The organism is bacterium, assembly GCA_040757115.1.
In the GTDB taxonomy this organism is placed as follows: Bacteria; UBA9089; CG2-30-40-21; order CG2-30-40-21; family SBAY01; genus JBFLXS01.
In genome coordinates this window covers 1-6,036 of record JBFLYA010000223.1, presented here as the reverse complement: position 1 = coordinate 6,036, position 6,036 = coordinate 1, and the positions used below count along the sequence as shown (strand labels likewise).

4 protein-coding genes are annotated in these 6,036 nt (G+C 34.6%); all 4 read right to left on the bottom strand.

Annotation, left to right across the window (positions count from 1 at the left end; genetic code table 11):
- Nucleotides 1-465 precede the first annotated feature (465 nt).
- Nucleotides 466-1,497 carry a polysaccharide deacetylase family protein gene (locus AB1422_15420; GenBank protein MEW6620699.1) on the bottom strand — a complete coding sequence of 344 codons (1,032 nt, stop codon included), beginning with the start codon at nucleotides 1,495-1,497 and terminating at the stop codon, nucleotides 466-468.
- On the bottom strand, nucleotides 1,490-2,779 hold the full coding sequence (locus AB1422_15415; GenBank protein ID MEW6620698.1) for an ATP-binding protein: 1,290 nt from the start codon (nucleotides 2,777-2,779) through the stop codon (nucleotides 1,490-1,492). Before AB1422_15415 ends, AB1422_15420 begins: the two co-directional genes overlap by 8 nt.
- Before the next feature lie 336 nt (nucleotides 2,780-3,115).
- Nucleotides 3,116-4,264, bottom strand: coding sequence for a GT4 family glycosyltransferase PelF (gene pelF, locus AB1422_15410; protein MEW6620697.1), 1,149 nt, complete (start codon nucleotides 4,262-4,264; stop codon nucleotides 3,116-3,118).
- On the bottom strand, nucleotides 4,264-6,036 hold a 1,773-nt coding region (asnB, locus tag AB1422_15405), incomplete at its 5' end, for an asparagine synthase (glutamine-hydrolyzing) (GenBank protein MEW6620696.1). The genes pelF and asnB, both read right to left, overlap by 1 nt.

Here is a 6,036-nt window from a genome sequence, read left to right as displayed (position 1 = left end):
ATAAGAGTGATATGGAGATAAGATAATAGAAATAGATTGAAATTTATAGAAATAGGTAGAAATTGATTGTGGAAAACAACAAATTTCCATAAATTTCTATTAGTTTCTATTAATTTCAATTTTTTTAATAATATCTCCCTATCTCCTTAATCTCCACATCTCCTTTTGTTACACCACCTGAACGCTTACGGGACAATATATGGGTAAATGGCTTTCCATAAATTTTCTACCAATATATCGTTCCTACGGAACTGATTGATTTGTCTATCTATTCCTACCGATATTATGTTCCTAACGGAACGATTATTCTCCTGCCTTATTTATGGGTATTATCCTATGTAAACTTCCAGTTAATAACCGCTATACCGTCTTTTCTTAAAGTCCTTTTTGAAATTTGATTTGTAATTTTGCATTTTGATATTTGATATTTGAATTTTTATCTCTAATTTCAGGTCTAACTCTCATTTATCTTCCCCAAATCCTATTTTGCAGAACCCTATGAGAATATAACACAGTATTTACTACAATCTCTGTCGCCAGACAATACAATTTAGTCTCTTTCCCAATCCCTTTTCTTCTTAACTCATAGAGGTCGCTTTTATTGTCAGCCAGCCCATCAAGAGAAGTTACGGCGCAGATAAAACCAGCCTCTTTAACCAGTTTTTTATTCTCCTCATTAAAATGAACCTCAATTGTGCCATTCGGATAAGAGAATAAATTTATCGGCTTGCCTATTTTTTCTTCCAGGATTTTCTTTGAACCTTCAATTTCTTCCCTGGCATATTCATAAGAGCAATGTGGCAGATTACAATGGGTAACTGTATGACCACCAAAGGACATACCCTCCATCTTCTTAACCTCATCCCAGGACAACATATATTTACGACTAAGTTCCTCTCTGTTTATCCCTACTTCAAATTTCCTGGTTAAATCCGTGATAAATTCTTCCCTTTTAGATTGGTCAAGATGCAGAATTATCGAATTAAGGATATTTATCGACACTAATTTATCCTTAACTGTTTCAAATTTAAGGAGATGGTTTTCAAGGGAGATTTCTTTCTTTTTTATCTCCTTGACCAGATGGATGATTCGATGTGTCCAGAGTATATCTTTCCCATCGATACATCCTGCGGCAAGGAAAAATGTCGCGGTCGCACCATATTTTTTTAAAATAGGATAGGCATTTAGATAATTATCTTTATACCCATCATCAAAGGTAATGGCTAATGAATTCCTGGGTAACTCTTTGCCTTCCTTAATGTGGACAGCAATATCTTCAAGAGAAATAATATTATATTTTTTAGAGAGATATTTTATTTGTTTTTCAAAATCTCTTGTCGAAACGGTTATTTTCGGGGTGGCATAAACGAAGTCTTCATCTGCGACGGAATGATACCTCAATATCACCGCTAATCTTGTCTTTGAGGCGATAAAATCGTGAAGGAGTTGTGTTATGCCGCTATAATACAAAATACTTTTTATAAGAGATTTAATCATTTCTACCTTCCCTTTCCAGTAACCACTTATATACCGGTTTTATATTGATAAATTTATTATCAATCGAAATACTATCTTCATCATCGTAGGTAAGAATTATTCCCTCTGTCAGTTTTAGTTCATCCATGGTAGAAATAAGACTGGATAATTCACGACCTTTTGTTTTTTTACTCTCAAATTCCCAGGTTACCTGAATAGGTATTTTTCTATCATTAAAATCCTTAACCAGGAAGTCAATCTCTAAATTATTCCCTGTCTTATAATAGTAGAGTTCCTGCCCCATTTGCAAAAGGTGTAAGAAAACGCAATTTTCAAGCATTCTGCCTTTATCCTCTGAAAATCTAAAAGAGACAGCATTGGCAAGTCCACAATCAACAGCATATATCTTTTTAAACCCCTTTTGCTGTTTTTTTAAGGAATAGGAAAACTGTGGAATCTCAAAAAGCAAAAATACCTCCTTCAAATAATCTAAATAGGTAGATGCCAGTTTATAGGAAATATTGAAGGTCTTTTTAAGCGATTCAATAGAGGTAGTTTTTGTGGCATTGCTTATAAGATAAATAGCCATCTTTTCAAGAATGCCTTTTTCACGCACCTCATACCTCATAACAATATCCTTCTGGATAATATCCCGGAAATATTGCCCGGGAAGTTCTAAATTGTCGGTTAAAACAACCTCAGGGAAACCACCTTTCGATAGATATTCTGAAAAGAGTTTAAGTAAAAGTTTTTCTTTTAATATGATGTCCTTTTTATTAAGAATCTCTACCCCTTTGAATTGAAGGTATTCACCAAATGAGAGGGGCAGAAGTTGATAAGACAAATGCCTTCCGGTTAGCAAAGATGCTATCTCACTACTGAGAAGTTTTGATGACGAACCAGTTATGAATATCTTAAATTGGGATGAATCACGCAATTTTCGGATAGTTCGCTCCCATTGGCTTATTACCTGTATCTCATCAAAGAAAAGGTAGCAAAGACCTGGATTAAAATATTCTTTATAAACTGATATTATCTCTTCAATAATTGATGGGTGGTCGTGCTCGATAAAATAGGGGTCCTCAAAATTTATATATAAAGAATTATCCTTAAGGTTTAAATGTTTTATCAATAGTTTTAGAACAGAGGATTTACCACTTCGTCTTGGTCCAATAATATCTACAATCTCGCTGGTCTTAATGTCTATTGCTTCAACGATAGCCCTGGGATAAAGTTTATCTCCTCTTGAGGTATTCTGCCAGAATTCTATTACCTTTATGATTTGCGAAACATTTATTTTCATAATGTTTAGTTTATCATAATTTAAAATTATTGTCAACTATAATTTATAAATCCTATAGCAGTTATTAGTCAAAATTTTACTCAGGGTGGATAAGTAAAAAATCCCAAATCCCAAGCACCAAATCTCAAATAAGCACCAAATTTCAAGTAATAAATACCAAACTATGGGGGCAATGTTTTGAATTTTGGTCATTGGAATTTATTTGTATTTTGGAATTTGTGATTTGGAATTTCATAGCCATATCTGGGTCAAATTTCGATTAATAAGTGCTATATCATCTTTGTGGTTAAAAATACTACAACAAAATAGATGGCTATAGTGCTCAAGTCAGTGCCATCAGGATGAGTTCCCATATTTCAAGAGACCTACTCTTTTCAGGTGATATTTAAACAATTTTTCATCATCCTCGACCATTCGTTGGAGAGAGAATTTTTCTTCGACTAATTTTTTTCCAGCCACTCCAAATCGAAATGCCTTATTTTTGTCTTTAAGAAGACTAATTATTGCCCCGGCTAATGCCTTTGGATTTTGTGGCGGAACTAATAAACCGTTTAAGTTGTGAGTTATGACCTCAGGATTTCCACCAACATTTGTAGTAACAACAGGTATTTCTGAGGCAAATGCTTCTAATATAGTTCGTGACATCGCCTCAAATAGAGAAGGAAGGATAAACACATCCATTGTTTTTAACAATTGCGGGATGTCACCTCTTTCGCCAGGCATTAAAACATTTTCACTTAATCCAAGTTTTTTTACAAGAGCCTCCAATTCATTTTTTAGTGGGCCATCGCCAATCAGGAGTAATTTTATACCTGGAACCTCATTTTTTATATCTAACATACTGAATAAAAGCGTCTTATGGTCTTTAACCGGAACGAATCTACCTATTGTTCCAATTACAGGTTCATCAACGCTTAAGCCAAGTTTTTTCCTCTCTTCATTTTTATTTATATTATTTTTAAATCTGTCTAAATCCACGCCATTTAAGATAGTAATAATCTTTTTTTCATTTATTCCCAGAGAGTCAATCATTAATTTCCGTAAGGATTCTGAAACAGTTGTTATTTGGTCCACAAAATTAAAGATAAATCGTTGAGCCCAAAATCTTATCTTTTTAGATTTAACAACATCAATGACGGTTCCGTGTTCTTGATGGATAACAATTGGGACACCAGCCAATCGAGCGCCAATGACACCTTCACACAAGGTTCCCCAGTTATGGGTATAAACAATCTGAATATTCTTCTTTTTAAATAACCCCATCAATTTTAGAGGAAGTGTCCAATCATTCCCTTTTTTCTTTTTTAATTCTACTATTTCGATGCCGTCTTTTACTAATTCCTTTAAAGCACCTCCTGTGGTAAAAGAGCAAAGAGCAGGGTTAAATAAGTCCTGATTATGTTTATTCACCCGTGCAACCAATCCTGTTTCCATCCCACCCCTGGTTAAAGAATAAACTAAATGCATAACATTTATCTTTCTCATTATATCTGTTCTCCCTCAATATATGCCCTATGCCAGAGTTCAAACATCAACAGGCACCAAAATTGGGTAGCAAGGTTTTTAGTTCCTTTTTGATATTCACGCCACATCCATTGGATATATTCAGGTTTAAAGTATCCCCGCTGAAGGGCTTTTGGGACAAGCAGGGTTTCTTCAACCATATTTTTCAGGTCTTTTTTTAACCAGAGATTAAGGGGGACAGAAAATCCTTTCTTTCCTCTTTCTAATATTTCTAATGGAACTAATTCCTCCATGCTTTTTTTAAGGATATATTTAGATACACCTTTTTTTAATCGTAGTTCTGGAGGAATAGTCGCAACAAATTCAATTAATTTATGGTCTAACAAAGGTGCGCGAACTTCTAAAGATACCGCCATACTCATTCTATCAACTTTAACCAATATATCATCCGAAAGATAGGTTTTAGCATCAATATATTGGGCTCTGGAGAGTGTATCCCATCCCTTTGAGCGATTCAAATAAGGTTCCAGGACAACAAAAGGGTCATAACCACTTAGTTGGGACTTAAATTCATCCGTATATAACTGTTGTTTCATTTGAGCATCATAAAAAGACTTGCTCATCATCAGTGTCGATTCAAATGAAGAGGAAATACTGGTTAAATATCTTTTTGCCCGTAAAAATTTCGGATAGTGATTTAAAAAAGGCCGAAGAATATATCGCTTGATAAATTCTGGAATAAGGCGACGAATTCTATCTTGAGAAATATTGTATTGGTAGGAGTTGTAGCCGGCAAAGAACTCATCTCCCCCATCGCCACTCAAAGCTACGGTAACATCCTCTTTTGCCATTTTAGAGACATAATAAGTTGGGATTGCTGAAGAATCCGCAAAAGGTTCGTCAAAATGATAGACTAATTTAGATAATACCTCTAAAGCATCAGGTCTAACGATATATTCATGATGATTTGTTTTAAGATGTGAGGCAACCAGCCGGGCAAATTTCAATTCATCAAATACCGCTTCATCAAAACCAATAGAAGATGTTATCACAGGTTTTTCAGATAATTGCGACATCATTCCCACGACACAGCTGGAGTCAATCCCACCACTTAGAAAAGCCCCCAATGGCACTTCACTCATTAATCTACATTGGACAGATTCTTTCAAGAGATGAGTTAAATTTTCCTTGTATTCATCTTCGTTTAATCCCGGGGTAGTTTCAAACTTAAAATCCCAATATTCCCGAATGGAGATTCCAGTAGAGGTACAAATTAAGATATGGGCAGGTAAAAGTTTAGATATTCCTTTAAAAATGGTTTTAGGAGCTGGTACACACAAAAAACTAAGAAAATCATCTACCGCTTCATAATTTAATACCTTTTTTATAGTTTGGTCTTGTAAAATTGACTTTATTTCAGAGCCAAATATGATTCTATCCTTATCAATAAAATAGTGAAGTGGTTTCTTTCCCACTCTATCTCGACAGAGGATAAGCTTTTTTGCTTTTGCATCCCATAGTCCAATACTAAACATCCCTCTTAAATAGCAAACAAATTCATCCCCTTTTTCCTCGTAAAGATGAACGATTACCTCAGTATCTGAGTTAGTTGTAAAGAGATGTCCTTTATTAATTAGTTCATCACGCAATTCTGGGTAGTTATATATCTCACCATTAAAAACAACCCAGATAGTCTTATCTTCATTAGACAAAGGTTGATGTCCCTGGGCTAAATCAATAATGCTTAACCTCCGATGTCCAAGACCAATATTGTTATTAATATACATCCCTTC

Bases quoted from the DNA above. Each gene is read 5' to 3' on its own strand.
- AB1422_15420 (MEW6620699.1), bottom strand. From the start codon at position 1,497: ATGATTAAATCTCTTATAAAAAGTATTTTGTATTATAGCGGCATAACA.
- AB1422_15415 (MEW6620698.1), bottom strand. From the start codon at position 2,779: ATGAAAATAAATGTTTCGCAAATCATAAAGGTAATAGAATTCTGGCAG.
- pelF (MEW6620697.1), bottom strand. From the start codon at position 4,264: ATGAGAAAGATAAATGTTATGCATTTAGTTTATTCTTTAACCAGGGGT.